This window comes from Streptomyces sp. NPDC047017, assembly GCF_040644175.1.
GTDB lineage: Bacteria > Actinomycetota > Actinomycetes > Streptomycetales > Streptomycetaceae > Streptomyces.
In genome coordinates, this window is record NZ_JBEYVW010000025.1 from 84,158 (window position 1) to 109,314 (window position 25,157).

The 25,157-nt window shown below is 72.6% G+C and carries 20 protein-coding genes and 1 pseudogene; 16 read left to right on the forward strand and 5 right to left on the reverse strand.

Annotation, left to right across the window (positions count from 1 at the left end; genetic code table 11):
- Positions 1-613 (reverse strand): annotated as a pseudogene (locus tag ABZ858_RS32715) (peptidoglycan-binding protein); the annotation flags it as partial.
- Between the two features lie 369 nt (positions 614-982).
- Between ABZ858_RS32715 and ABZ858_RS32720 the strand changes: the two are divergent.
- From ABZ858_RS32720 to ABZ858_RS32775, 12 genes are all read left to right on the forward strand, one after another.
- Entirely contained in the window at positions 983-2,596 is a 1,614-nt protein-coding gene (locus ABZ858_RS32720; RefSeq protein ID WP_361386986.1) for a phage tail sheath subtilisin-like domain-containing protein, read from the forward strand.
- Between the two features lie 66 nt (positions 2,597-2,662).
- Entirely contained in the window at positions 2,663-3,106 is a 444-nt protein-coding gene (locus ABZ858_RS32725; protein ID WP_037862822.1) for a phage tail protein, read from the forward strand.
- Positions 3,106-3,603, forward strand: coding sequence for a hypothetical protein (locus ABZ858_RS32730; protein WP_361386989.1), 498 nt, complete (start codon positions 3,106-3,108; stop codon positions 3,601-3,603). The genes ABZ858_RS32725 and ABZ858_RS32730 overlap by 1 nt, the downstream gene beginning before the upstream one ends.
- A complete protein-coding gene (locus tag ABZ858_RS32735) occupies positions 3,600-3,758 on the forward strand; it encodes a DUF6760 family protein (protein ID WP_361386992.1) in 159 nt (52 codons plus the stop codon). Before ABZ858_RS32730 ends, ABZ858_RS32735 begins: the two co-directional genes overlap by 4 nt.
- Positions 3,759-7,034: 3,276 nt before the next feature.
- On the forward strand, positions 7,035-7,640 hold the full coding sequence (locus ABZ858_RS32740; protein WP_361386995.1) for an extensin: 606 nt from the start codon (positions 7,035-7,037) through the stop codon (positions 7,638-7,640).
- Between the two features lie 62 nt (positions 7,641-7,702).
- A complete protein-coding gene (locus ABZ858_RS32745; protein WP_361386998.1) occupies positions 7,703-8,125 on the forward strand; it encodes a phage tail protein in 423 nt (140 codons plus the stop codon).
- Between the two features lie 14 nt (positions 8,126-8,139).
- Entirely contained in the window at positions 8,140-8,865 is a 726-nt protein-coding gene (locus tag ABZ858_RS32750) for a tail protein X (RefSeq protein WP_361387001.1), read from the forward strand.
- Positions 8,865-10,772: a VgrG-related protein gene (locus tag ABZ858_RS32755; protein WP_361387004.1), complete on the forward strand. Its 1,908-nt coding sequence runs from the start codon at positions 8,865-8,867 to the stop codon at positions 10,770-10,772. The genes ABZ858_RS32750 and ABZ858_RS32755 overlap by 1 nt, the downstream gene beginning before the upstream one ends.
- Positions 10,773-10,833: 61 nt before the next feature.
- Positions 10,834-11,268 (forward strand): GPW/gp25 family protein, encoded by a 435-nt coding sequence (locus tag ABZ858_RS32760; protein WP_361387007.1) that lies wholly within the window; start codon positions 10,834-10,836, stop codon positions 11,266-11,268.
- A complete protein-coding gene (locus ABZ858_RS32765; protein ID WP_361387010.1) occupies positions 11,268-13,229 on the forward strand; it encodes a putative baseplate assembly protein in 1,962 nt (653 codons plus the stop codon). The genes ABZ858_RS32760 and ABZ858_RS32765 overlap by 1 nt, the downstream gene beginning before the upstream one ends.
- Positions 13,229-13,804: a phage tail protein gene (locus ABZ858_RS32770; protein ID WP_361387013.1), complete on the forward strand. Its 576-nt coding sequence runs from the start codon at positions 13,229-13,231 to the stop codon at positions 13,802-13,804. Before ABZ858_RS32765 ends, ABZ858_RS32770 begins: the two co-directional genes overlap by 1 nt.
- Positions 13,801-15,324 (forward strand): zinc ribbon domain-containing protein, encoded by a 1,524-nt coding sequence (locus ABZ858_RS32775; RefSeq protein ID WP_361387016.1) that lies wholly within the window; start codon positions 13,801-13,803, stop codon positions 15,322-15,324. The genes ABZ858_RS32770 and ABZ858_RS32775 overlap by 4 nt, the downstream gene beginning before the upstream one ends.
- 68 nt (positions 15,325-15,392) lie before the next feature.
- Here ABZ858_RS32775 and ABZ858_RS32780 read toward each other — a convergent pair whose 3' ends face one another.
- The 4 genes from ABZ858_RS32780 to ABZ858_RS32795 all read right to left on the reverse strand — a co-directional run bounded on the left by ABZ858_RS32780 (position 15,393) and on the right by ABZ858_RS32795 (position 20,689).
- Entirely contained in the window at positions 15,393-16,673 is a 1,281-nt protein-coding gene (locus ABZ858_RS32780) for a hypothetical protein (protein ID WP_361387019.1), read from the reverse strand.
- Between the two features lie 88 nt (positions 16,674-16,761).
- Entirely contained in the window at positions 16,762-17,538 is a 777-nt protein-coding gene (locus ABZ858_RS32785; protein ID WP_361387022.1) for a TauD/TfdA family dioxygenase, read from the reverse strand.
- Between the two features lie 288 nt (positions 17,539-17,826).
- Positions 17,827-19,029 (reverse strand): extracellular solute-binding protein, encoded by a 1,203-nt coding sequence (locus ABZ858_RS32790; protein ID WP_361387025.1) that lies wholly within the window; start codon positions 19,027-19,029, stop codon positions 17,827-17,829.
- 220 nt (positions 19,030-19,249) lie between these two features.
- On the reverse strand, positions 19,250-20,689 hold the full coding sequence (locus ABZ858_RS32795) for a gamma-aminobutyraldehyde dehydrogenase (RefSeq protein WP_361387028.1): 1,440 nt from the start codon (positions 20,687-20,689) through the stop codon (positions 19,250-19,252).
- Positions 20,690-20,863: 174 nt separating this feature from the next.
- Here ABZ858_RS32795 and ABZ858_RS32800 point away from each other — a divergent pair, with 174 nt between their 5' ends.
- The 4 genes from ABZ858_RS32800 to ABZ858_RS32815 all read left to right on the forward strand — a co-directional run bounded on the left by ABZ858_RS32800 (position 20,864) and on the right by ABZ858_RS32815 (position 25,136).
- Positions 20,864-21,388 carry an Lrp/AsnC family transcriptional regulator gene (locus ABZ858_RS32800; RefSeq protein ID WP_018567992.1) on the forward strand — a complete coding sequence of 175 codons (525 nt, stop codon included), beginning with the start codon at positions 20,864-20,866 and terminating at the stop codon, positions 21,386-21,388.
- Positions 21,373-22,752: an aspartate aminotransferase family protein gene (locus tag ABZ858_RS32805; RefSeq protein ID WP_361387031.1), complete on the forward strand. Its 1,380-nt coding sequence runs from the start codon at positions 21,373-21,375 to the stop codon at positions 22,750-22,752. The genes ABZ858_RS32800 and ABZ858_RS32805 overlap by 16 nt, the downstream gene beginning before the upstream one ends.
- A gap of 258 nt (positions 22,753-23,010) precedes the next feature.
- Entirely contained in the window at positions 23,011-23,754 is a 744-nt protein-coding gene (locus tag ABZ858_RS32810; RefSeq protein ID WP_361387034.1) for an ATP-binding cassette domain-containing protein, read from the forward strand.
- Positions 23,736-25,136 (forward strand): hypothetical protein, encoded by a 1,401-nt coding sequence (locus tag ABZ858_RS32815; protein ID WP_361387037.1) that lies wholly within the window; start codon positions 23,736-23,738, stop codon positions 25,134-25,136. Before ABZ858_RS32810 ends, ABZ858_RS32815 begins: the two co-directional genes overlap by 19 nt.
- The last annotated feature ends 21 nt before the right edge of the window (positions 25,137-25,157 follow it).

Here is a 25,157-nt window from a genome sequence, read left to right on the forward strand (position 1 = left end):
AGGCCGTCGCACCCGACCGCTGCACCGCCAGGGTGTACGGCCGCTGCTCCTTCGACCCGAACCAGATGATCTTCCGCGGCTTCAGCGTCGCCCGCACAAAGGCCGCCCGGCCCGGCTCGATCTGCACATTGCCCGGATGCACGTCGTAGGAGAGCTGATCCCCGTTGTCACTGCCGCTGACCGAGGCGGTGACCTTGGTGTTGCCCAGGTTGTCGACGGCCAGCCGGGGGCGCCCGCGGAACCGGCCCTTGACGGTGGGCGGCACCAGTTCGGCGCGCACCTCGGTGAACGGGGTGATGGTGAGGTTGCCCTCGGGGACCGTGACGGCCTCGGGGTGCTCGGTCGGGATGATCCGGACGGCGTACGGGTTCGGGCCCGCCGTGGCGTCCGGGGTGCGGGGCGGGGCGAAGGTCAGCTCCACGGTCCCCGTCGTGCCCGGGTACAGCCGCAGCGACTGCGGCTCCACCGTCGTCCAGGGCGAGACCGCCCCCACCGGTTCGAAGCGGTACTCGTCGACGACGTCACCGGTGTTGCGCAGCCGAAGCCGCACCCGGGTACTGCTGCCCGGGTCCACGGTGGCGGACGCGGGTTCGAGAGAGGTCCAGAGAGTCATGGCCGGCCGGGTCACCGCTCCTCGTTGTGGACGGCCCGGGGCTCGTCGGGCAGCCCGGTGCCGTGTGCGTCGTAGCGTCGTACACCGGGCGGGCCGGCGCCTGCCTGCCGTCGCGTGCTTCGCGTACGGGCAACGGCGCTCCCCTCCACGGTTGCCGTACCAGCGTCACCCGCGCGCGCGGGGGAAGGGAAGGGGCACGGGGGCAGACACACGGGCACCGGCGCCCGGCCGAGCGGGCAGAGAGGGAAGCCGCCCTGCCCGTCGGGGCAATCACAGTGCCCGCGGTGAGGTACCCCAGGACGTTTCGACAACGCGCGTCGCGCGCGAGGGTGGACCTGTTCATGTCTCGTACCCCGAGGAGAGCAGAGCATGCCGTCCTACCTGTCGCCCGGCGTCTACGTCGAGGAGGTGGCCAGCGGCTCGCGCCCCATCGAAGGGGTGGGCACGTCGGTCGCGGCCTTCGTGGGCCTCGCCCCGACCGGACCCCTGAACGAGCCGACGCTGGTCACCAACTGGAGCCAGTACGTTGCGTCCTTCGGGGCGTTCACCGACGGCTACTACCTCGCGCACTCGGTCTACGGGTTCTTCCAGAACGGCGGCACCGCCGCGTACGTGGTCCGCGTCGGCGGCTCCACCGATGACGCCGGGTCCGACGAGGCCGCGGGCCGCGCCGGTACGGCCCCCGCCGCGGTGGCCGGCTCCGCCGCCGTCGCCGCGCTGCCGCCGGGCGAGCCCCGCCAGCTCGGCACGTTCTCGGTCACCGCGCTCGCCTCCGGCGGCAAGGGCCCGCTGAGCGTCGAGGTCGCCGACGCCGAGGGCGAGGGCCCGGCCGAGCGGTTCCGGCTGGTCGTCAAGGACGGCGACAAGGCCGTCGAGACCTTCGACGTGACCGCCAAGAAGGGCGGCCGCAACTACGTCGTCACGCAGGTGAAGGAGCGTTCCAAGCTCATCACCGTGACCGAGGCCGTGCCGGCCGCACAGCTGGTGCGCCCGGACAACCAGACGGTGACCCTGCCGGCCCCGCCCGCGGCCGCCCCCGGCGCGCCCGCGCCCGTGGAGGCCCAGGACTCGCACCCCGGCCCCGGCGACTACCTCGGCGACTCGGCCGACCGCACCGGCTTCGGCGGCCTGGAGGCCGTGGACGAGATCTCCATGGTCGCGGTGCCCGACCTGATGGCCGCCTACCAGCGCGGCGCGATCGACCTGGAGGCCGTCAAGGCGGTCCAGCTCGGCCTGATCGCGCACTGCGAGCTGATGGGCGACCGGGTGGCCGTCATCGACCCGCCGCCCGGCCTGAACGCCCGTCAGATCCGGGTGTGGCGCCAGGAGACGGCCGGTTACGACTCCAAGTACGCGGCCCTGTACTACCCGTGGATCAAGACCTTCGACCCGAGCACCGGGCAGACCCGGATGATCCCGCCGAGCGGCCACGTCGCCGGTGTGTGGGCCCGCAACGACGCCGAGCGCGGTGTCCACAAGGCGCCCGCCAACGAGGTCGTGCGCGGCGCGGTCGACCTGGAGAACCAGATCACCCGCGGTGAGCAGGACCTGCTCAACCCGATCGGCGTCAACTGCATCCGCGCCTTCCCGGGCCGCGGCATCCGCGTCTGGGGTGCGCGCACCCTCTCCTCCGACCCGGCCTGGCGCTACCTGAACATCCGCCGGTACTTCAACTACCTGGAGGAGTCGATCCTGATCGGCACCCAGTGGGTGGTGTTCGAGCCGAACGACCACGCGCTGTGGGCCCGTATCCGCCGTAACATCTCGGCGTTCCTGGTCAACGAGTGGCGCAGCGGCGCCCTGTTCGGCCAGCGTCCCGAGGAGGCGTACTACGTCAAGTGTGACGAGGAGACCAACCCGCCGGAGTCGGTCGACGTCGGCCGGGTCGTCTGCGAGATCGGCATCGCGCCGGTCAAGCCGGCCGAGTTCGTGATCTTCCGGCTGGCGCAGTTCTCCAGCGGCAGCGGTGAGCTGGAGGAGTAGGCCGCGCGCCCGCCTTCCGCTCCTCTCCCCTCCCCCAGCCAGGTCTTCTAGAAGGACAGCGAACACATGAGTCTCCAGCCGGGTGACGCCCTCACCTCGCATAATTTCGGCCTGCAGATCGACGGCGTGATGGTCGAGTACCTGGCCGAGGTCAGCGGCCTCAGCATCGAGCAGGACGTCATCACGTACCAGCAGAACACCCCGGGCGGCCAGAACGTCGTCAAGAACCTGCCGGGCGTGAAGAAGAACGGCACCTGCACGGTCGTGCGCGGCATGACCCAGTCGGCCTCGTTCACGCAGTGGATCAACCAGTCCATCAGCGGGCAGATGACCACGGCCCGCAAGAACGCGTCCATCATCATGATGGACTTCCAGAACAACCCGGTGAAGCGCTACCACCTGCGCAACGCCTGGTGCAGCAAGATCGACGCGAGCACGGTCAAGGCGGGCGAGGCCGCCGCGCTGACCGAGACCGTGACGATCGCGTTCGAAGAACTGGTCATCGAGTAATGCGGCGTACGGCTGGCCGGACCGGCGGCGCCGTGGCGTACGCCGGTCCGGAGGCGGCGGAGACCGCACCGGAGCCGGCGGCGCCCGTCCAGGCACCGCCGGCGCAGCAGCCCCTCCCGCAGGAGCCGCTGCGCACCGAGTTCCCCTTCCAACTGCCCCGCGGTTACGTCGACGAGTCGGGCACCGTCCACCGGGACGGCACCATGCGGCTGTCGACGGCCCGGGACGAGCTGGTCCCGCTGCGGGACGTGCGCGTGCAGGAGAACCCGGCGTACCTGTCGGTCGTCCTGCTGGGCCGGGTCATCACCCGGCTCGGCACGCTGCCCCTGGTCCACGACGGGATCGTGGAGAACATGTTCGCCTCGGACCTGGCGTTCCTGCAGGACTTCTACCGTCAGATCAACGCCGAGGGCCACACCCGCGCGGCCGTGCGGTGCCCGCACTGCGCGGAGCCGTTCGAGGTGGAACTCGGCGGGAGCCGCCTGGGGGAATCGTGACGTACGCGACCGACCGGCTGCACGAGGAGATCGCGTACGTGGCCTACCACTTCCACTGGAGCCTGGAGGAGATCCTGGACCTGGAACACCACGATCGCCGCCGCTACACGGGCGAGATCGCGTCCCTGGTGACACGGGCCGGGACGGAGGGCTGAACGGTGGGTCTCCTGGACCGCTTCCGCAAGGGTACGTACGACGAGGGCACCGGTGCGGTCGCCGCGGCCGGAGCATCCGGTGCGGCCGGAGCATCCGGCACGGCCGGCTCAGCGGGTACGGCCGGTGAGCCGGCGCCGGTCCCCGGTGGGCGGGCGGCCGTGCCCGTGTCCTGGCCGGGGCTGCCGCCGATCCAGCGCGCCCTGGGCCCGGACCCGGCCGGGGTCGCCGACGCCGGTTTCGGCGGCCGGCTGCCCACCTGGCAGAACCCGACGTTCGCGAGCACGGCCTCGCACGCCGTGCTGGACGGACGCGGCAGCGCCGTGCTCGGCGGCGCGGCGCACCCGACGCCGGGCCGTCCCGTGACGGGTCTCGAACTCCCCGCCACCACCCTGTCCCCGGCCTCCGGCCAGGGCCCGGCCGGACCGGCGGTACAGCGGGCACCCGCGGTGCCGCTGCGCTTCCTGCCGCCCCGGTCCCCGGCCGCACCGCCGGACGGGCCTGCCCGGTCCTCCGGCGCGGTGCGGCCGGGCCAGGGCCCGGCGCTCACTCCGGGCGGTAGCCCGGCGGGGGCGCGGCCCGGTCAGCCGGGTGCGTCCGCCGGTCCGGCGGGGGCGCGTTCCGGTTCCGGGCGGCCTGGGCCGTCCGCCGCCGCGGCGGCGACTCGCTCCGGGCAGCCGGGAGCGTCCGTGACTCCGGCGGGGGCAGGTTCCGGTTCCGGCCCGGCGGATGCGTCCGCCGGTCCGGCGGGGGCACGTTCCGGTTCCGGGCAGCCGGGGCCGTCCGCGGCCTCGGCGGGGGCGCGCTCCGGTCCTTCGGGAGCGTCTGCGGCCCCGGCGGGGGCCGCCTCCGTGCAGCGGTCCGCCGCTGCGCCCGGGCAGGCGTCCCCTGGTGCCGGCCCGCGGGCGGCGGCGTCCGCGGTGCGGTCCGCGGGGGCGGACACGGGCGGCGGTTCCACCGCCTCCGGTGCCCACTCCGCTGCTTCCTCTTCTCCTGCTCCCTCCCCGTCTCCTGCGGCGAACGGCGGTGGGTCACCGCCCTCCGCTCCGGCCGCACGGGCCGGGTCGGCCGGTTCCGTGGCCGCCGTGCGGAGCACCCCGGTGGTGACTCCGCAGCCGCCGTCCACCGCGCCGGTGCCCCCTCCGCTGCCGGCCTCCGGCCCGCGGCTGTCCCCCGTCGCGCCCACGGACTCCTCGTCCCGGCCCGCGTCACTGACGCACGCCCGGCGGGGAGCGCCGGCGGTGCAACGGCGTTCGCTCCCGGTGGCCCGGCGGAATCCGACTCCGCCGGGCGACGGCGCGTCCGGGGGACGGACGTCAACTGCCGGGAACGGTAAGGAATCCGCGCCCGCGGTGGCCTCGTCGACGCCCGCGCCCGCGCTTGTGCCCGCGCCCGCGCCCGCGCCTGTACAGCGGGTCGCGTCCGGCGGCGGTGACACGGAGGCGGGTTCCGGCGTACGGGACACGGCTCCGATTCCCGTTCCCGTTCCGGTTGCGGGTACGCCGGGGCAGGTGAGCCCGGGTCGCACGGCTGAGGCGGCTTCGTCCGGTCCCTCGCCGGCGCCTGCGAAGAGCGCGGCGGCGGCCGGTGCGGGGCAGGTGCCCGCAGTCCAGCGGGCGACGAGCGGCGGCGGCACTCCGGCGGCCGGTGCCTCGGGGCGGTCCGCCGCCGCGGGCATACCGCCCGTGCCGGGCGGCGGGGCGGCGAGCGGTTCGCCGGCTCCTTCGACTCCGGCGGTGCGAGCCGCGGGCGGTGCGCCGAGCCGGGCGTCCGGCTCGGGCAGCGGTCCGCTTCCCGTGTCCCGCTCGGTTTCGAGTGCGGCCACGGGTTCCGGTCGGTCCTCCGCCTCGGGTGGGGCGTCGGCCTCCGGCGGGGCGTCGGCTTCGAAGCCGGTGTCGGGTTCCGGTTCGGGTACGGGTACGGGTACGGGCACGGGCACGGCTGCGGGGTCGGCCTCCGGCCCTGCCTCGGCCTCCGGTTCCCCTTCGGCCTCCGGTCCTGCCTCGGTCTCCGGTTCCCCTTCGGTCTCTGCTCCGGCTTCGGTCTCCGCTCCGGCTTCGTCTGCCTCCGGTCCGGCCAAGGGCCCGGTTTCGGCTTCCGGCTCGGGCAACGGCCCGGTCACGATCTCTCGTTCTGTTGCCGGTCCGGCTTCGAGCCCTGCTCCGGCCTCGGGTACGGCGTCCGGCTCGGGCGGCGGTCGTGCCCCCGCGTCCGGTCCGGCCACGGGCGCGGTTCCGGTCTCCCGCTCGGCCTCCGGCTCGGGGACCGGTCCCGTCAAGGGCTCCACTCCTGCCTCGGGTACAGCCTCCGGTTCGGGCGGCGGACGTGCTCCCGTGTCCGGCGCGGCCCCGGTCTCCCGTTCAGCTTCCGCTTCCAGTGCGGGCAACGGCCCGGTCACGGTCTCCCGTTCGACCTCGGGCCGGCCCGCCAGCCCGGGCACCGGTCCGGCCGCAGGTGCTACGCCCGTCTCCCGTCCGGCTTCCGCTTCCGGTTCGGACAGCGGCCCGGTCTCCGTGTCCCGCTCGGCCGCGGACCCGACCCCGGGCTCGGGCTCGGGTCCGGCGCCGGCCTCCGGTGCCGGTCCGGTCGCGGGCTCCGCCCCGGGCCCGGTGGCCCGCCCGGCTTCCGGTGGGGCGCGGCCCGCCGTACAGCGGCGTATGTCGTCGTCCACGGCACCCCGTACCGCGTCCGAGAGCGGGAGCGGGAGCGGGAGCAGCCGTACGCCGTCCAGCCCGGCACCGGCCCCCGGCACCCCGGACCGCCCCGCGCCGACCACCCCTCCCGCCGAAGCGGCCCCGGCACCGACCACCCCCCTACCCCTGCCCTCGTCCGCGCCCTCACCGGCGCCCCCGCCCGCAACGCACACCACCCCACTCCCCACCGCCACCCCCGTACAGCGGGCCACCACGACGACCACCCCCGGCTCCACCCCCGGCCCCTCTCCCTCCGCAGCTCCCCCCGCCGTCCAGCGAAGCGCCGTACGCCGCGCTTCCCGCCCCGGCCTCGGAGCCCCCGTCTCCTCACGTCCCGCGACTCCCGCGAGCCCCGCGGCCCCCGCGAGCCCGAGTCCGCTGCCGAGCACCCCGGCCGCACCGGCATCCCCGGCCGCACCCCCGCCGGAGCCGGCCGCTCCCGTCGCCCCCTCGGTGCGGCAGGAACCCCTTGCCTCCGCCGGTGGCACGGCGGCGGCAGTGCCGCCCGTCGTACAGCGCAGGCGTACGCCGGCGACCCCGGCCACCCCGGTCTCCCCCGTACGCCGCTCCCCGCTGGGGGCGCCCATGACCGCGCCCCCCGTCGACACCGCGCCCCTCACCGGCGCCCCTTCCACCCCCCAGCCCCCCGCCCAGGCGCGCCCCGCGGCCACCCCGCCCCTCACCACGCCCCCGGTCCGCCTATCGTCCCCGCCACCCGCCACCACTCTTCCGGCCCCGGCCCCGGCCCCGGCCACGCCGCCGACCACATCGCCACCCCCGCCCCCAACCCCCACCGCCGCACCGGCCCCGACTCCGGCGCTGCCTCCCCTCCCGGTCCTCCAGCGCCGTTCCCTGACCAAGCCCGCCGGCGCCCCGCCCCTCGCCAAGCCGCCCACCGGCGGCCCGGCGACGCCCCCGGTCACCACCGCGCGAGCGGCCGTGCCGCCGCCCGCGCCGCCCGCCGCGCCGAGCCCCGCGCCGCCACCCCCGCCACCGCCCCCGCGCCGGCCCGTCCAGGCGGAGCAGGAGCAGTCCGAGCTGCCGCCGGGCGCGTTCGACCCGAGGGAGCTGACCGACTTCCAGCTCGACGAGCTGGTGCACCGGATCATCGGCCGCATCACGCGGCTGATCCGCACCGAACTCCGCCTGGACCGCGAGCGGATCGGCAAGCTCCGCGACCCCCGCCACTGAGCGACGGCACCGGACGCCACCGACCGGAACGACGACGGAAACGAAAGAAAGGCCCACCCTCGATGTCCCGCCAGGACCCGGGCTCCACCATCTGGTTCACCCTCAGCATCGACGGCGAGAGCCTCGGCTACTTCAACGGCTGCGAAGGGCTGGCGTCCCAGGTGGAGGTCGAGCACCACCAGGAGGGCGGCAACAACGGCTTCGTGTGGCAGCTGCCGACGCGCGTCACGTTCTCCACCATCCGACTGACCCGCCCGCTCACGCCCGACACCGCCAAGGTCGCCAAGTGGATCTCGTCCGTGCAGACGGGCATCAAGCGGCCCACGGCCCAGATCGCGGCGCTGCGCGCGGACGGTTCCGAGGTCGCCCGGTGGGGGCTCATCGACGTGCTGCCGGTGAGCTGGACCGGACCGACCCTCGACCCGGCCAGCCCGGCCGTGGCGACCGAGGTGCTGGAGATCGCCCACCACGGGTTCACGGACTGAGGGGAGTACCGGACATGGCGAAGGGCAGCAGGGGCGGCGCGGGCAAGAGCCTGGTGCGGGCCACGCTCGCGATCCACGAGCCGCCCAAGGGCAAGAGCAGGACGCCCGGCGGGATCATCAAGACGTTCGGCTTCGACTTCAACCCGGCGCAGCTCTCGCTGTCCCGCCGGGCCAACTGGAAGGTCACCCCCACCCAGATCGAACGCACCGGCCCGCTCCCGGAGTTCATGGGTTCCGAGCCCCGTGAGATGGGCGTCGAGATCTTCCTCGACTCCTCCGACGAGCCGACCAGCAACACCGTGCTGAAGAAGGTCGAGTCGCTGCTGGCCTGCTGCCAGGTGACGACCCAGAGCATCGCCGCCAAGCAGCCGTCGCCGCCGTGGGTGGTCTTCCAGTGGGGGTCGTTCTCGACGGCCCGGTTCACGGCGTACGTCAGCGCGGTGGAGGCGAGTTACACGCTGTTCGGGACGACCGGTGTGCCGATCCGCGCCACCTGCCGGCTCCAGCTGCACGAGATCCCGAGCCGGACCAAGGGCCAGAACCCGACCTCCGGCGCGCTCACCGCGCAGCGCGTGCACCGGGTCGTGGCGGGTGACTCGCTGCAGTCGCTGGCCTGGCGGGAGTACGGCAACGCGGCGGCCTGGCGGTCCATCGCCGAGGCCAACGGCATCGACGACCCGACGTATCTCCCGGCCGGTGTCGAGCTGGTGCTGCCGGCCGCCGAGGAGGTGCGTGGCTGATGGTGCAGTCCGCGTACTCCAATGTCATCGACGTCAAGGTCGGCGGGGCCAAGCTGCCCCCCGAGTACGCCGCGGACCTGGTGGACTGCCAGGTCGACCAGGGCGTGGGCGTCCCGGCGGCGTTCCGGCTGACCTTCCGCGACCCCTACCGGCTGCTCCTGGGCGAGCTGGGCATCACCTTCGGCACCAAGGTGGTGCTCGCGCCGGTCGCCGACGGCGACGGGTCCGGCGATCCGCTGCTGACCGGCGAGGTCACCGGCCTGGAGGCCGACTACGACGGCACCGGCACCTTCACCGTGATCCGCGGCTACGACTCCGGGCACCGGCTGCTGCGCCAGCGCCGGGTGGCCGCGTACCGCAACCAGAGCGCCTCCGACATCGCGCGCAAGCTGGCCGCCCAGGACGGGGTGCCGGTCGGGCGGATCGAGTCGACGCGGACGGTGTACGAGTTCATCAGCCAGTCCAACGTGACCGACTGGGACTTCCTGGCGCGGCTCGCCGACGAGAACGAGATGGTCATGTCGGTGGACTCGAAGGGCAAGTTCCAGTTCGTGAAGCCGAAGTCGGCCTCGGGGGCGCCCTCGCCGAACACCGACGGCGAGAAGAGCCCGTTCGTGCTCCAGGCCGGGCACGACATCCTGCGGCTGCGGGCCGCGGTGACCGCCGCCGACCAGGTGGGGAAGGTCGAGTCGCGCGGCTGGGACGTGACGACGAAGAAGAAGCTCACGGCCACCGCGCCCGCCACCACCAACCCGGGTATCACCATCGGCACCACGCCGGGCGCCGCCGCCGGGAAGTTCAAGACGGCCAAGCTGGTCGAGACGGGCACGCCCTACGACAAGCAGAACGAGGTGAAGTTCGCGGCCGACGCGCTCGCCGACGACGTCACCGGCTCGTTCGGCGAGCTGGAGGTCGTCGCGCGCGGAAATCCCCTGCTGCGCCCGGGGGTTCCGGTGGCCCTCGCTGATGTCGGCGTACCCTTCGAGGGCAAGTACACGGTCACCTCGGTGCGGCACGTGTTCGGGGACGGCAAGCACTACGAGGTGTGGGTGACGGTGAGCGGCCGGCAGTGGCGTTCGCTGTACGGGCTGGCCTCGGGCGGTTCGGAGACCGCGCCCCGGCTGCCCAGTGTGGCCAACGCGCTGGTGACGGATGTGAACGACCCGCTGAAGCAGGGCCGGGTGCGGTTGCAGTTCCCGTGGCTGGACGACACCTATGTCAGCGACTGGACGCGGACGGTGCAGCTGGGCGGTCTCGGCGGCGGCGGGATCTTCCCGCTGGACGTCAACGACGAGGTCCTGGTCGCCTTCGACCGGGGCGCGCTGGACCATCCGTTCGTCATCGGCGGGCTCTACAACGGCCGGGACAAGCCGACCGTGGTCAGTGACGTGCCACTGCACGACACCGTGCGCAAGAAGGCGAGCCGGCACACCGTCTCCGACCGGGACGGCAACCGCATGGACCTGCTCAGCCAGAAGACCGGCCTGCGCAAGCAGGGCGTCCGGCTGATCTCCGGCGACAAGCGGCTGACCATCAACCTGGACCGGACGAAGACCGAGATCACCGTGGACAGCAAGGGCTCGGTGACGATCAAGGGCAGCCGGTCGGTGTCGGTGGAGGCGGGCACCGATCTCTCGCTGAGTGCCGGACGCAGCCTGACCCTCAAGAGCGGCGGCCCGCTCAGCATCCAGAGCGCGAGCATGATCAACATGCGGGCCGGGGGCGAGATCGGGGTCGTCACCGGGGGCGCGCTGAACCTGACGGCGGGCGGTATCGCCAACCTCACCGGCGGCGGCACCGTGCAGATCACCTCGGCCGCCAACACGACGATCAAGGCGCCGACCACCATGGTCGCCTCGCCCGTGTTCGGGGTCACCACGATCCCGGTGCCGATGGTGATCCCGTGAACCGGCCTCGTCCCGCTGTCCGTTGCCGTAGTCGTGTCCCCGGAAGGCGGGTGTGTCCCTGATGGCCGAGCAGTTCGTCGGGTCCGGCTGGTCGTTCCCGCTGCGTATCGGGCCGACCGGCGGGATCGCCCTGGTCAGCGGGGAGCGGGAGATCGAGGAGGCGATCCGGCTGGTGCTGTCCACCTCGCCGGGCGAGCGGCCGATGCGGCCCGACTTCGGCTGCGCGATCCACGATCTGGTGTTCGCCCCGGTCAACGAGCAGACCGCGGGCCGCATCCAGCACGAGGTGTACGTCAGCCTGGACCGCTGGGAGCCGCGTATCGACGTGGAGGACGTCGAGGTGACGGCGGGCTCCGACCAGAGCGTGCTCTACATCGACGTGCGCTACTCCATCCGCGGCACCAACAACCCGCGCAGCCTCGTCTTCCCCTTCTACGTCATTCCGTCCCACGACGAGCCGGGCGGCACCTCCCCGGCTCCGGAAAGCGACCGCTGATGGCACTGCCCTCCCCCAACCTCGACGACCGCCGCTTCCAGCAGTTCGTCGACGACGCCAAGCGCTACATCCAGCAGCGCGCCCCGGAGTGGACGGATCACAACGTCTCCGACCCCGGCGTCACCCTCGTCGAGACGGTCGCCCACATGGCCGACCAGATCGTCTACCGGCTCAACCGGGTGCCGGAGAAGAACCACCTGGCCTTCCTCGATCTGGTCGGGATCACCCTGTTCCCGCCGTCGGCGGCCCGTACCGACGTGACGTTCTGGCTGTCGGCGCCGCAGGAGGAGGCGGTGGCGGTGCCGGTGGGCACCGAGGTCGCCACCGTGCGCACCGAGAGCGAGGAGGCGGTCGTCTTCGCCACCGAGCGCGATCTGAGCGTCGTACCGTGCGAGTTGCGGCATCTGCTGGTGCAGCACCGGGGCGAGGCGGCCGTGGACCGCACCCACGACCTCGCCGAGGACGACAAGGACCTGCTCTGCTTCGCCGAGTCCCCCGACCCGGGCGACTGCATGCTGATCGGCCTGTCGGCGGCCGTGCCGCACTGCGCGCTCGCCCTGGACCTGGACAGCCGGGTGGACGGCGTCGGCGTGGACCCGCGCCAGCCGCCGCTGGTGTGGGAGGCGTGGACGGCGGACGGCTGGCAGCCCTGCGAGGTCGACCGGGACGGCACCGGCGGCCTGAACCGGCCGGGCGAGGTGGTGCTGCACGTCCCCGGCGGGCACGTGCTGTCCCGCAACGCCGGGCAGGAGGCGGGCTGGCTGCGCTGCCGGGTCACCGAACCGCACCCCGGCCAGCCCTTCTACACCACCTCCCCCACGGTCCGTTCCGCCGAGGCGTTCACCGTCGGCGGCACCACGGCCGCCGTGCACGCCGAGACGGTGTACGACGAGGCGCTCGGCGAGTCCACCGGGCTGCCGGGGCAGCGGCTGCGCCTGGCGTACGCGCCGGTGGTCGGCGACGATCCGCCGCTGCTGCTGCAGACCGCCGAGGTCGAGGGGTGGACGGACTGGCGGGTCGTGCCCAACTTCGCGGCCTCCGGCCCGGACGACCGGCACATCACCCTGGACGCCACCACCGGTGAGATCGCCTTCGGTCCCGCCGTGCGCGAACCGGACGGCTCGCTGCGCCAGTACGGCGCCGCCGCCCCCAAGGGCTCGCCCATCCGCGCCCGCCGCTACCGCACCGGCGGCGGCCGGGCGGGCAACGTGGCCCGCGGCGCGGTGCAGATCCTGCGCACCTCCATCCCGTACGTCTCCGAGGTCGTCAACCGCGAGGCGGCGCGCGGCGGCGTGGACGGGGAGACGGTGGAGGAGGCCAAGGTCCGCGCGCCGATCACGCTGCGCGCCCAGGAGCGGGCGGTGACCCTGCGCGACTACGAGGAGCTGGCCCGCCGCGCCGCCCCGGAGACCGCCCGCATCACCTGCCTGGAGGGCAAGGAGGGCGAGCACGGGGCGTATGCCGTACGGGTGCTCGTGGTGCCGCAGGCGGTGCCGGACCCGGGCGGCCGGCTCCGCTTCGAGCAGCTCGTCCCCGGGGACGCGCTGCTGGACCGGATCACCCGGCACCTGGACGAACGGCGGCTGATCGGCACCCGCCTCGCGGTCGGGCCGCCGTACTACCAGGGCGTGACGGTGGTGGCCACGGTGCACGCCTTCCGGGGCGTGGACACCGACCGGGTGCGGCGCCAGGCGCACGACGCGCTGTACCGGCACCTGGACCCGCTGACCGGCGGCGCGGACGGCACCGGCTGGCCGTTCGGGCGTCCGGTGCAGTCCGGTGAGGTGTTCGCGGTGCTGCAGCGGGTGCCGGGCGTGGAGCTGGTCGATCAGGTGGTGCTGCACCCGGCCGACCCGCTGACCGGCAAGCGCGGCGACGCCACGGACCGCATCGACCTGTCCCCGCCCTCGCTGGTCTTCTCCTTCGACCACCGGGTGCGTGTGATCGGGGACGGTGCCTGATGCGGGGCTCCATCGACGGTCTGGGCTCGTCCGCGCCGATCGGCATGATGCTGCCCGCCGTCTTCGCCGACGACGATCTCGCGCAGCGTTTCGTCGGCGGCCTGGACGACGTGGTCGCGCCGATCCTGAGCGTGCTCGACTGTCTGGACACGTACTTCCGGCCGTCCCTGGCGCCGCTGGACTTCGCCCGCTGGCTGGGCGGCTGGGTGGGCGCGGAGACCGACGGCGGCGAACCGGAGCCGCTGCTGCGGGACGCCGTGGCCGCCGCCGCCCGGCTGCACCGCATCCGCGGCACCCGGCGCGGGCTGGCCGAGGCGGTACGGCTCGCCTTCGGCGTCGAGCCGGAGATCACCGAGAGCGGCGGCGCCGCCTGGAGCGCCCGCCCGCTGGGCGCGGTGCCCGGCGAGGCGCGCCCCCGGCTGCACGTACACCTGAGACTGCCCGACCCGTCCCCGGCGGACCGGCACCGCCTGGACGCCCTGGTCGCCGCGGCCCGCCCCGCCCACATGCCGTACACGGTCCAGGTGACCGCAGCCGAACCCGCCGTACCCGCCGAAAGGACCCCCGAGAGATGACGACCACCCAGCACTGCGCCGAATGCGGTACCCGCGCGGAACCGGGCCAGTCGTTCTGTGACGCCTGCGGGGCGGTCCTGAGCTGGACGGACCGGGCGGCGGCCCGGCCCGCCGACGCCCCGGCACCGGCCGCACCGCAGGCCGCCGCCCCCGCGGCCGCCGACTCCGGCGACCGCGCGCGGCCGGCCACCGCCGCCTCGGTTTCGGCCCCTGCCGCCGCCACGGCCACGGCGCCGGCCGCCACCGCGCCGACCGCCACGGTCTCCGCCCCGGCCCCGGCCGCCACCCGCCAGGAAGACGGCGCTACGCCCCCGGCGCCCCCCGCGCCTGCCCCTGCCCCCGCCCCCGCTCCTGCTCCGCAGGACCCGGCCCCGGCGGCCGCGTTCCCCCGGCAGGCGACCGCCCCGGCCACTCCCCCGGCACCGGCCGCACCGCAGGCCGCCGCCCCGGCACCGGCCGCACCGGCTGCCCCTGGCGCCGTGGACGACGGCGAGGACCCCACCACACCGCTGCCCACCACCACCGCCGCACCCGACGGCCACAACGGCCACAACGGCCAGGGTGACCAGGGAGGTTACGGAGGCCAAGGCAGCCACGGCGGTCACGGCGACGCGGACGGCATGACCGACCGGGCGCGCCAACTGCTCGTCCCGGTGGCCGACCCGGAGGCCCACCCCGCGGCGGGCCCGTCCGTCGCCCCGGTGCTGCCCGGCCGTCCGGTGCCGCAGCGGCCCCAGACCGTACGGGCCCCGGGCGAGGAGTTCGGCCTGCACGGCGGGACGCCGTGCCCCTGGTGCGGCACGGGCAACCGGCCCGAGCGGCACTACTGCACGCGGTGCGCGATGCCCATGGCGGGCGAGGGCCGGGGGGCGGCGCGGCTGCCCTGGTGGCGGCGGCTGGGCCGGTTCGGCCAGCGCGAGGCGCCGTGGGCGGGCGACCGGCCGCGCCTGCGCCGGGCGTTCGACCGGGTGCTGACCTGGCTGGGCGCGGCGATCGTGGTGACCGCGCTGATCGTGGCGGCCGTGCACATCCCGCAGGGCGTCCAGGCGACCCGCGACCACTTCGCCAAGCGGGCGTCGGTGTCCCCGGACCGGTTCGCCGCGTCCCGCTCCTACCCCGGGCACAAGCCGGACCTGGCCTTCGACAAGCTCAACAACACCTGGTGGGGGCCGGGCGTCTCGGAGTCCGGCCAGGGGCAGTGGATCGAGGCCAAGTTCGACGAGCCGACCCGGCTGCTCGACCTGATCATCACACCGGGCGTCTCGGTCCGGCCCGACCAGCTCACCCAGTCGGCGCTCCCGCACCGCGTCACGGCCACGATCACGCTGGCCGACGGGAAGACCACGACCCGCGAGATCACCCTCGACCAGGGCGCGGGCGGCCAGCGCATCCCCTTCCGCGTCGGCAAGGTCACGGCGGTCCGCTTCACCATCGACACCGCCTACCAGACCTCCGGCTCCAAGCAGGTGGCCATCGCGGAGATCGAGTTCTTCGGCCCGTCGCACGCGAACGGCCAGTGACCCGGTGAGGCGGGGCCCGGGCCGGCAGATGCCGGCCCGGGCCCCGTGACCACCCTTCCCAGCTGACGCTAGGCGACGTCGCCAGGGCCCATGAGCGGGTCAGACATTCCCTCGACGACTTCTCTTCCGATCCGGACGAGATCGTGCAGGTTCGCACTTCCGGCTAACCGGATCGCGCGTTCCACTTGGTGAGGCAAGGCCAGCGTCTGAGCATCGAGAATCGCGGCACGGAGTTCTGAATCCGCGACCTTCGCTTCGCCAGTGGCCAGATGGAACTGGGCCATGGTCACGCGCTCTATCACTCCCCAGGTAGGAGGCGCTGGACTCGTGGTGTTCGACTGGCTCGCCACACGCTCTGCGTCTTTGATCCGACCGGTGAGGAGGAAGCCGCGCAGCTCCACCTCACGGAGGCTGAATGGATTGATGAAGAAGTCGGAGATCGATGGATCCTGTTCAAGAGCGTGTCGGCACTGCTCAACGCACCGATCGAGCATGCCGATGTTTCCTTGCTCGCTTGCCGCGCGCGCCAGAAGCAGCCCGGCAGTCGCTCGACCTCCGAGATCAGGCGATACTTCAACCGCGCTCTGCAGAGTCTTCACGGCCTGCGGAAGATCCCCGGCTTTGCGTAGCTCATTCCCTTGCATCCGGAGAGCGTGAGCCCACATGCGCGGCTCACCTTTCAGTTCTTTCAGCATGTTCGCGCCCGAACCTGCCCACTGCACGGCGGCGGCGAGGTGAGCCTCGGGCAGTAGGTCTCCGAGTGCTACTCCTATCTCGGCACGCGCGGCGGCGAGCAACATCACGTCGGCACGCCTGGCCTTCTTACTGCGCGCACGTTCTTCCAGCGCTCTGACCAGTCGACCGAGTTCTCGGAGCGCATCGGCAGCTCTTCCTTCTTCGCGTGCCAATCGAGCGAGACGCACGACGGACTCGCCACTTGCGATCATTTCCGCGTGGTCCTGCTGACCGACACCGCTGATCCCCAGGGAGGCGTACGGAATGCCTAACCGATCAGCGAGTGTGATGCGGTCTGGGATGCTATCGAGGCGCCGGCTCCCCGTTTCCCAGAGCGAGACGAGAGTGCGATCGACGCCAACCATCTCGCTGAGCCGCCTCTGAGTGCACTTGCGGAATTTCCGGTAGTAGCGCAGTATCGCGCCGAGGTCGCCTGAGCGCAGGACTCGGCTCCCCTGCGGCGTGTACCACGGAAAGTTGAGTGAGAGTTTGGGGGGAACCGCCCAGGGTTCGGATGCCGGGCCGGCAGATTCACCGGTGCGCTCGATGTGATCCGATGGACCATTTTCTGCCTGCGGTTCGGTCTCATTGCCCTTCTCGCCGGAGCTCTTCATCGACCCATCACGATCATCCCGAGGACGAAGCCGATCGTGAACAATGTACTGAGGATCTGTAACAGTGTCCTTGCACGCATGATGATGGTCATCCCTGAACTCCTCGTTGCAGCACGGAAGGGATTCCGGTCAGGAGAGCCCCCTGGTGGGGTTCGACGCCGATGCGGAGCATCACTCGGTTTCCCAGATAGGCACGGCGGCCGTGCAACCAGCGGTGGTTGTCGACCACATAGCCTTGACCTGCGGCCAGGCCTATCGTCAGCGCCTGCGCATCGATAGCGAGTTTCAATTCTCCGAGGGCCGCCTCAGCAGCCTGCGAGAAACGCCCTTGCTCAGGCGGCCAAACGCGAATTCTCAGACGCCGACCGCTGCCTGACGGCTCGAATATCGGCCCCGCGTAGACGTGGCTCCTTCCGTAGGCGACTGCATTCGGTTGACTCAGGGCCTGCAATGCCTCCGGCGCCCGCGCTGCGAGGAGGCGATAGATGGCGCCACCGTCAGCGAAAACACTCTCGCCGCCCGTTTCCGCCTGCACGACGCATAGGTTCACCAGTAGTCCCGGCGGGACCAGCATGTCTGCGCGATCGGTGTGGGGCGCGAGCGCTGCCCGGCTGAAACCATCCGCAAATGCACGACCGGCAACTGCTTCGCGTTCTGTGATCACGGTTACCGCGTGCGCGTCACTGTCAGGATGCGGTAAGGCCGTTCCAAGGGTCCGGGCCAGCGCGACCAGACTGGGCGCACTATCAAGTCCGTGAAAGATCGCGATTCCGTACTGAGCCAGTCGAGCGAGAATCTCACCAGGTCGCACCAGACGTTCTACGGGAATGCTGTCCGGACGCACATTTTCGAAAAACGGACCCATAAATCCGCTCCCTCCGAGGTGTCTCACCACAGTGGACCGTGGGACCCCTGCCCGTCCAGCGATGTGACAAATTGTCACATCGTCCTTGGAGAGGAAGGGCGTGCGCACGCTCACCCCAATCGCTGTGGCCGGAGGGAGGTGGTATTCGGCGGATAGTCATAAGCCGTCATGCCGGTGATCGGTGACGATGTTGATGCCCGCGTCCCCAAGCCGCAGCAGACCGAGGTCAGTCGGCCAGGGCGTCCGGCATCTGGTGGGCGTCCTCGCCACCGGTCCGTTCCAGCCTGCCTACAACCCCACGATCTCGTTCCACCGCTTGGCGAACTCCACCCGTTCCGTGGACGTGATGTCGCGGGCGATCGCCAGGTGCTTGCGCATGGCGTCGTCGGGGAAGATCAGCGGGTTGCCGGCCAGGGCGGCGGTGTCCTCGTCCCTGGACGCGGCCAGGACCTCCTCGGCGGCGGGGACGGGGCAGACGTAGCTCACCCAGGCGGCGAGTTCCGCGGCGACCTCGGGGGCGTAGTAGTAGTCGATCAGTGCCTCGGCGTTGCCCTTGTGCCGGGCCCGGTCGGGGATCATGAGGGAGTCCGACCACAGCTCGGCGCCCTCCTCGGGCACGACGAAGCGGATGTCGGGGTTGTCCGCCTGGAGCTGGATCACGTCGCCCGAGTACGCCTGGCAGGCCAGCACATCGCCGCTGACGAGGTCCTTGGTGTAGTCGTTGCCGGTGAAGCGGCGGATCTGGCCGCGCTTGATCTGCCGCTCGACCTGATCGCACATCCGGTGGAAGTCGTCCGCGGTCCACCGGGTGATGTCGACGCCGTCGCCCTGCATCAGCAGCGCGAACGCCTCGTCGAGGCCGGAGAGCAGGGTGACCCGGCCCTTCAGGTCGCCCGCCCACAGGTCGGCGACCCGGTGGACGTCCCGGCCGAGCTTGCGGCGGTTGTAGGCGATTCCGGTGATGCCCGACTGGTAGGGCACGGTGAACTTGCGGCCGGGGTCGAAGGCGGGCGAGCGCAGCAGCGGGTCGAGCTGCTCCGCCACGTTCGGCTGGGCCGCCCGGTCCATCTCTTGCACCCAGCCCAGGTGGACGAAGCGCGCGCACATCCAGTCGCTCATGACGACGAGGTCGCGGCCGGGGTCCTGGTGGTTCATCAGGGACGGGCTGATCTTGCCGAAGAACTCGTCGTTGTCGTTGATCTCCTCGACGTAGTCGACGGAGATCCCGGTGCGCTTCTCGAACCCCTCCAGGGTGGGGCGCCGGTCGGGGTGCTTGTCGTCGGTGTCGATGTAGAGCGGCCAGTTCGCCCAGACGAGCTTCTTGTCGCCGGCGGAGGAGTCCGGGACGGAGCGGTCGCCGGGGCTGACGTAGGCGGCGGGGACCCCGCAGCCGGCCAGCGCGCCGAGCGCGGCGGTGGAGCCGAGCGCGCGCAGCAGGGAGCGGCGGGAGGGCAGGGGCGGCGTGCGGGGCGGCAGTGTGGTCCGGGGCATTGGCGCAGCATGGCGCCCGCCGTCGCCGCGGGGCAATCGACGCTCCGTCGAGCGCCGGAGTGCCTGCCCGACACCTTGTCGATCAGCGTGCCGCCGGATGCCGGTCCCCGGGCATGCCGCGGCCCCGGACGGTCCGTCCACCGTCCGGGGCCGCGAGTACCCTGCGCAAGCCGCGCGTCGCGCGCGCTCGTGCGCCCGCCTTCGGGGCGTCAGGCGCTTCTCACGCGTCGAGCGAGGTCATCACGTGCTTGACGCGGGTGTAGTCCTCGAAGCCGTACGCCGACAGGTCCTTGCCGTAGCCGGACTTCTTGAACCCGCCGTGCGGCATCTCGGCGGCCAGCGGGATGTGGGTGTTGATCCACACGCAGCCGAAGTCGAGCCTCTTGGACATCCGCATGGCGCGGGAGTGGTCCTTGGTCCACACGGAGGAGGCCAGCGCGTAGTCGACGCCGTTGGCCCACTCGACGGCCTGGTCCTCGTCGGTGAAGGACTGGACGGTGATGACCGGGCCGAAGACCTCGTTCTGGATGATCTCGTCGTCCTGCTTGAGGCCCGAGACGACGGTCGCGGCGTAGAAGTAGCCCTTGTCGCCGACCCGGTGGCCGCCGGCCTCGACCTTGGCGTGGGCGGGCAGCCGCTCGATGAAGCCGGCGACCTGCTTGAGCTGGTTGGGGTTGTTCAGCGGCCCGTACGCCACGTCCTCGTCGTCGGGCTGCCCGGTCTTGGTGTCCTCGGCGGCCTTGGCGAGCGCGGAGACGAACGCGTCGTGGACGGACTCGTGGACCAGCACGCGGGTGGCGGCCGTACAGTCCTGGCCGGCGTTGAAGAAGCCGGCCTCCGAGATGCCCTGGACAGCGTTGTCGATGTCGGTGTCCTCGAAGACCACGACCGGGGCCTTGCCGCCCAGCTCCAGGTGGACGCGCTTGAGGTCCTTGGAGGCGGACTCGGCCACCGACATGCCGGCGCGCACCGAGCCGGTGATGGAGGCCATCGCCGGAGTGGGGTGCTCGACCATCGCGCGGCCGGTGTCGCGGTCGCCGCAGACGACGTTGAAGACGCCCTTGGGCAGGATCGAGCCGATGATGTCGGCGATCAGGACGGTGGAGGCCGGGGTGGTGTCCGAGGGCTTGAGGACGACGGTGTTGCCGGCCGCGAGCGCGGGGGCGAACTTCCACACCGCCATCATCATCGGGTAGTTCCACGGCGCGACCTGCGCGCAGACGCCGATCGGCTCGCGGCGGACGATGGAGGTCAGACCCTCCATGTACTCGCCGGCCGAGCGGCCCTCCAGCATCCGCGCCGCGCCCGCGAAGAAGCGGATCTGGTCGACCATCGGCGGGATCTCCTCGGAGCGGGTCAGCCCGGTCGGCTTGCCCGTGTTCTCCACCTCCGCCGCGACCAGTTCCTCGGCGCGCTCCTCGAAGGCGTCCGCGATCTTCAGCAGCGCCTTCTGCCGCTCGGCCGGGGTGGTGTCGCGCCAGGCCGGGAAGGCCGCGGCGGCGGCCGCCATGGCGGCGTCGACGTCCGCCTCGCCGGACAGCGGCGCGGTCGCGTACGCCTCTCCGGTCGCGGGATTGACCACCTCGGTGGTCCGTCCGTCGGCGGCGTCGCGGAACTCACCGTCGATGTAGTTGCGCAGACGACGCAGCTCGGTGCTCACTGCCGGCCCTCCTGGTGGGTTGGTTCGAGGTGTCCACTCGTTGAGACACCCACCCTAGTCGCCGTTCTGACGTTTTCAACACCCCCTCCCCCATCACATCTGCGAAATCCGCAAGAGTCAGCGCCGTAAACAACGAATTTCATCGATTCGGGCTTGCGGAACTGTCGAGACGTCGTGCACAGTGAAGACGTGGCCAGTCGAAGCGCAGAGCAGAGGGACTCGTCCCGCGAGTCCCGCACCGGGAACGGCACCCCCCAGCTGGACGCCGTCTCCCTCGCCATCATCCAGCAGCTCCAGGAGGACGGCCGCCGTCCCTACGCGGCGATCGGCAAGGCCGTCGGCCTCTCCGAGGCAGCCGTGCGCCAGCGCGTGCAGAAGCTGCTGGACCAGGGCGTCATGCAGATCGTCGCCGTCACGGACCCGCTCACCGTGGGCTTCCGCCGGCAGGCGATGGTCGGCGTCAACGTCGAGGGCGATGTCGAGGCCATAGCGGACGCGCTGACTGACATGTCGGAAGTCGAGTACGTGGTGATGACCGCGGGCTCGTTCGACATCCTCGCCGAGATCGTCTGCGAGGACGACGACCACCTGCTGGACGTCATCAACAAACGCATCCGGGCCCTGCCCGGCGTGCGCTCCACCGAGAGCTTCGTGTACCTGAAGCTCAAGAAGCAGACCTACATGTGGGGAACCCGATAACCGTGAGCAAGGACCTCAGCCGAACCGCGTACGACCACCTGTGGATGCACTTCACCCGCATGTCCTCGTACGAGAACGCCCCCGTGCCGACCATCGTGCGCGGCGAGGGCACCTACATCTACGACGACAAGGGCAAGCGCTACCTGGACGGCCTCGCGGGCCTGTTCGTGGTCCAGGCCGGCCACGGCCGTACCGAGCTGGCCGAGACCGCCTTCAAGCAGGCGCAGGAACTGGCCTTCTTCCCGGTCTGGTCGTACGCCCACCCCAAGGCCGTCGAGCTGGCCGAGCGTCTCGCCCACCACGCCCCGGGCGACCTGAACAAGGTCTTCTTCACCACCGGTGGCGGCGAGGCCGTCGAGACCGCCTGGAAGCTCGCCAAGCAGTACTTCAAGCTGGTCGGCAAGCCCACCAAGCACAAGGTCATCTCCCGCGCGGTCGCCTACCACGGCACCCCGCAGGGCGCCCTGTCCATCACCGGCCTGCCGAGCCTGAAGGCCCCCTTCGAGCCGCTGGTGCCGGGCGCGCACAAGGTCCCGAACACCAACATCTACCGCGCCCCGATCTTCGGCGACGACCCCGAGGCCTTCGGCCGCTGGGCCGCCGACCAGATCGAGCAGCAGATCCTCTTCGAGGGCCCGGAGACGGTCGCCGCCGTCTTCCTGGAGCCGGTGCAGAACGCCGGCGGCTGCTTCCCGCCGCCGCCCGGGTACTTCCAGCGGGTGCGCGAGATCTGCGACCAGTACGACGTGCTGCTCGTCTCGGACGAGGTCATCTGCGCCTTCGGCCGCCTGGGCACGATGTTCGCCTGCGACAAGTTCGACTACGTGCCGGACATGATCACCTGCGCCAAGGGCATGACCTCGGGCTACTCCCCGATCGGCGCCTGCATCATCTCCGACCGCCTGGCCGAGCCGTTCTACAAGGGCGACAACACCTTCCTGCACGGCTACACCTTCGGCGGCCACCCGGTCTCCGCCGCGGTGGGCCTGGCCAACCTCGACCTGTTCGAGCGCGAGGGCCTCAACCAGCACGTGCTGGACAACGAGGGCGCCTTCCGCTCCACCCTGGAGAAGCTGCACGACCTGCCGATCGTCGGCGACGTCCGCGGCAACGGCTTCTTCTACGGCATCGAGCTGGTGAAGGACAAGCACACCAAGGAGTCCTTCAACGACGAGGAGACCGAGCGCGTCCTGTACGGCTTCCTCTCCAAGGCGCTGTACGACAACGGCCTGTACTGCCGTGCCGACGACCGCGGCGACCCGGTCGTCCAGCTCGCCCCGCCGCTGATCTCCAACCAGGAGACCTTCGACGAGATCGAGCAGATCCTGCGTGCGACGCTGACGGAGGCGTGGACCAAGCTGTGACCTGTGCGTCACGGTGAGCGCCCACTGAGGCGCGTACCTCCGATCAGATGATCATCACCGGCCCCGGAGCCGTCCGTTCGAGTGGGAAACGGCGGCCCGGGGCCGTGTGCTGTCCGGCCACCCCGCGTCGGCTGCCTAGCGTGCCAGTGACCGATCGGCTCCGCCTTCGTTCCCCCGTACGGGGGATTCGTACGAGGGATCCCACGGACCCGCACGGCAACCCGCGCGGCATTTCTGATCCGAACCGAGGTGTACGCCATGGTGGCCCCGCCGGACAACGACGTGCTCTGGGCACGCGCCCTGCACTACACCCACAAGGACGGCTCCCCCGCCCTCGCCGGCGTCTCGCTGGGCGTGCGCCAGGGCGAGATCCTCGCCGTCGCCGGACCGCGCGGCAGCGGCAAGACGACCCTGCTGCGCTGCCTGTCCGGGATGGTACGCGTCCGCGACGGCGAGGTGTGGTTCAACAGCGCCCCCGTGCACACCCTCGGCCCGCTGGCGCGCGAACGGCTGCGCCGCGACCGGTTCGGCTGGATCGACCCGGCCCCGGTGCTCGTCCCGGAGCTGAACGTCTGGGAGAACACCGCCCTGCCGCTGATGCTGCGCGGCACCGGCCGGCGCCGCGCCAAGGTGGCCGCCCGGGAGTGGCTGGAGCGCCTGGACGTCGGCGAGCTGGCCCACCGGCGCCCCCACCAGCTGCGCCAGGCCGAACGCCAGCGCGTCTGCATCGCCCGCGCGCTCGCCCCCGCGCCCACGGTGATCTTCGCCGACGAGCCGGCCGCCCCGCTGCACCGCGCCGACCGCGCCCATGTGCTGCGCACCCTCACCACGGCCGCCCGCTCGCACGGCATCACGGTCGTCCTGGCCACCCACGACGCGGAGACCGCGGCGCTCGCCGACCGCACGGTGGCACTGCAGGACGGGCGGTGCGTGAAGAGCGTGCGGCTGCCCGCGGCCGGTGACACGACGGAAGGCCGGGCGGCGTGCTCGCTCTCCGTCTGACCCGGGTCGCCCACCCCGCCGTCCAGCTGCGCCGCCTGACGGTCACGGCGGCCTCGGCGGGCACCGGCTTCCTGCTGCTGAGCAGTCTCGGCCACGCGCTGGGCCACGCCGACGACCCGTCCGCCGCGCTGCTGCGGCTGTCCTGGTGTCTGCTGCCGCTGGCCGCCACCCTCCACCTCGCGGTCGCCGTGGCCCGCACCGACCCCGGCACCCGGCCCCGCGGCGGCCTGTCCGCGCTCGGCCTCGGACCCGCCCGGATGATGGCCGTATCGGCGGCGACCACCGCCCTGACCTGCGCGTTCGGCTGCCTGCTCGCCCTGCTGGCCTTTCTCCACCTGCGCGGCGACCTCACCGGCGTCGCCCCGTTCGCCGGCGCCGGGCCGGAGTTCCTGGCCCGGCACAAACGGCTGCCGGTGGCGGGCACGCTGACGCTGCTGGCCGTCGTACCGGTGCTCGCGTCGGCGGCGGTCGCCCTGGCGCTGCGCCCCCGCGAGCAGCGCGCCCCGGCAGGCGAGCGCACCCGGCCCGCACGCCGGTCCGCGCCGGCGCCCGCGCCCGTTCCCGCCTCCGCCTCCGTGCCGGTGGGCGGCAGTGGCGGTGGCGGCGGTGACGAACAGGTCACCGACGGCGCCCCCGCCCCACGCACCATCACCACCGGACCGGACGGCACAGACACCGGCACCGGCACCGACGCCGACGCCGCCGGCGATGCCGATCCCGGTACCGAGCCGGACGCCGCCGACCCCCATCGCCCGCTCCCGCCCCGCCGGCCCCCCGCCGGGCTGCCCTGGGGCATCGCGGTCCTCGCCGCCGGTTTCACCGTCGAGGCGTACGCCGGCCGTACCCCCGGCGCCGCCACCGCACCCGGCGTCACCCTGCCCGGCGGCCTCGCCCCCGACTCCGCGCCGGTGCTGGTGGGCTGGCTGCTGACCGCGCTGGGCCTCGCCCTCGCCGGGCCCGGCCTCACCCACCTGTGCGGCCGCCTGCTCCAGGCGGTGCGGCCGGGCGCGGTACGCCTGCTCGCGGGCCGGGTGCTGATGGAGGAGGCGGGCCGCGTCGGCCGCCCGCTGGGCGTCACCTGCGCGGTGGCGTCCGGGGCGTACGCGGTGGCCGTGCCGTACCAGGGCCCGATGCCCTCGCCCGGCCCCCTGACCGTGCTGGGCGCGCTCCTGGTGGCCGGCTGCGCCGTGGCCGCCCTGTTCAGCGCGGCCGTGGAGGCGCGGCAGGACCGGTCGGGCACCATCGCCGCGCTGCGCCGGCTCGGCGCCCCCGCGACCGTCCTGCGCACCGCCGCGGCCCTGCGCGCCGGCGCGCTGCTGGCCCTGTTCGTCCCACTGACCCTGGCCATCGCCCACCTGGCCGCGCTGCCGCTGGCGCGCTAGGACCTGTCCGGAACGGCCGGG

Coding starts and splice junctions, on each gene's coding strand:
- ABZ858_RS32720 (WP_361386986.1), top strand. CDS start 983: ATGCCGTCCTACCTGTCGCCCGGCGTCTACGTCGAGGAGGTGGCCAGC.
- ABZ858_RS32725 (WP_037862822.1), top strand. CDS start 2,663: ATGAGTCTCCAGCCGGGTGACGCCCTCACCTCGCATAATTTCGGCCTG.
- ABZ858_RS32730 (WP_361386989.1), top strand. CDS start 3,106: ATGCGGCGTACGGCTGGCCGGACCGGCGGCGCCGTGGCGTACGCCGGT.
- ABZ858_RS32740 (WP_361386995.1), top strand. CDS start 7,035: ATGACCGCGCCCCCCGTCGACACCGCGCCCCTCACCGGCGCCCCTTCC.
- ABZ858_RS32745 (WP_361386998.1), top strand. CDS start 7,703: ATGTCCCGCCAGGACCCGGGCTCCACCATCTGGTTCACCCTCAGCATC.
- ABZ858_RS32750 (WP_361387001.1), top strand. CDS start 8,140: ATGGCGAAGGGCAGCAGGGGCGGCGCGGGCAAGAGCCTGGTGCGGGCC.
- ABZ858_RS32755 (WP_361387004.1), top strand. CDS start 8,865: ATGGTGCAGTCCGCGTACTCCAATGTCATCGACGTCAAGGTCGGCGGG.
- ABZ858_RS32760 (WP_361387007.1), top strand. CDS start 10,834: ATGGCCGAGCAGTTCGTCGGGTCCGGCTGGTCGTTCCCGCTGCGTATC.
- ABZ858_RS32765 (WP_361387010.1), top strand. CDS start 11,268: ATGGCACTGCCCTCCCCCAACCTCGACGACCGCCGCTTCCAGCAGTTC.
- ABZ858_RS32770 (WP_361387013.1), top strand. CDS start 13,229: ATGCGGGGCTCCATCGACGGTCTGGGCTCGTCCGCGCCGATCGGCATG.
- ABZ858_RS32775 (WP_361387016.1), top strand. CDS start 13,801: ATGACGACCACCCAGCACTGCGCCGAATGCGGTACCCGCGCGGAACCG.
- ABZ858_RS32780 (WP_361387019.1), bottom strand. CDS start 16,673: ATGAAGAGCTCCGGCGAGAAGGGCAATGAGACCGAACCGCAGGCAGAA.
- ABZ858_RS32785 (WP_361387022.1), bottom strand. CDS start 17,538: ATGGGTCCGTTTTTCGAAAATGTGCGTCCGGACAGCATTCCCGTAGAA.
- ABZ858_RS32790 (WP_361387025.1), bottom strand. CDS start 19,029: ATGCCCCGGACCACACTGCCGCCCCGCACGCCGCCCCTGCCCTCCCGC.
- ABZ858_RS32810 (WP_361387034.1), top strand. CDS start 23,011: ATGGTGGCCCCGCCGGACAACGACGTGCTCTGGGCACGCGCCCTGCAC.